This window comes from Streptomyces phytophilus (genome assembly GCF_013870535.1).
GTDB lineage: Bacteria > Actinomycetota > Actinomycetes > Streptomycetales > Streptomycetaceae > Streptomyces > Streptomyces phytophilus.
The window spans coordinates 1-1,044 of sequence record NZ_JACBXC010001709.1 but is presented as its reverse complement, the minus strand read 5'-3'; the positions used below and the strand labels follow the sequence as shown (position 1 = coordinate 1,044).

Below are 1,044 nucleotides of genomic sequence, written 5' to 3'. Positions count from 1 at the left end.
GGAGAGCAGGTCGGCCATCTCGAAGTCGTCGAAGCCGACGAGCGCGGCCGCCCGGCCGCCGGCCGCCAGCGTCCGCACGGCGGTGACGGTGACGCGGTTGTTGCCGGTGAACAGGGCGGTCACCGGATCCGGCCCCGACGTCATCCGTACGGTCTCGGCCGCCACCCGCGCCGGCTCCGTGCTGCCGAGCGAGGTCCACGTCGCGGCCACCGGCAGCCCGGCGTCCGCCATCGCCTCCCGGTAGCCGCGCAGCCGTTCGGCGGCGGTGTGGATGCCGGGCTGGTCGCCGATGAAGCCGATACGGCGGTGCCCGTACCCGACGAGGTGCTCGATGGCCCCGCGGGCGCCGCCGTAGTTGTCGGACAGCACGGTGTCGGCGCTGATCCGCCCCGGCGGCCGGTCGACGAAGACGGCGGCCACGCCCGCGGCCAGCTCCGGTTCCAGGTAGCGGTGGTCGCTGCTCGCCGGCACGACCACGAGCCCGTCCACGCGGCGCGCGCACAGCGCGAGCACCAACTCCTCCTCGCGCGCGGGGTCCTCGCCGCTGGAGCCGTGGATGAGCAGCGAGCCGTGCGCGCGGGCGACGTCCTCGACGGCTCCGCTCAGCGGCGCGTAGAACGGGTCGGCCAAGTCCTCCAGCACCAGCCCGACGGTGGCGGTGCGGCCCTTGCGCAGGATGCGGGCGCTGTCGTTGCGGCGGAAGCCGAGCGCCTCGATGGCCTCGCGCACCCGCCGCTCGGTCTCCTGGGTGACGCCGGGCTCGCCGTTGACCACCCGCGAGACGGTCTTGAGGCCGACGCCCGCGCGGGCGGCGACGTCCTTCATCGTCGGGCGGGTGCCGTAGCGGGGCCGCTGCGGGCCGGGGAGGTGATCGGACACGCGCCCGATGATAAGGGCTAGACAACGTTGTCACGATATGGGCAGACTGACCGCGCACCGCATCCGCCGCCCGCCCCGGCCCCCAGGAGACGCCACGATGGTCGCCGCCCAGCCGACGGAACTCGTCGCCGCGCTCGACATCGGCGGTACGAAGACGGCCGCGGC

General features: G+C 74.9%; 1 protein-coding gene. It reads right to left on the bottom strand.

Annotated features, from left to right (window positions below):
- On the bottom strand, positions 1–825 hold an 825-nt coding region (locus tag H5J30_RS35415; protein WP_181791889.1), incomplete at its 3' end, for a LacI family DNA-binding transcriptional regulator.
- Positions 826–1,044: the final 219 nt, after the last annotated feature.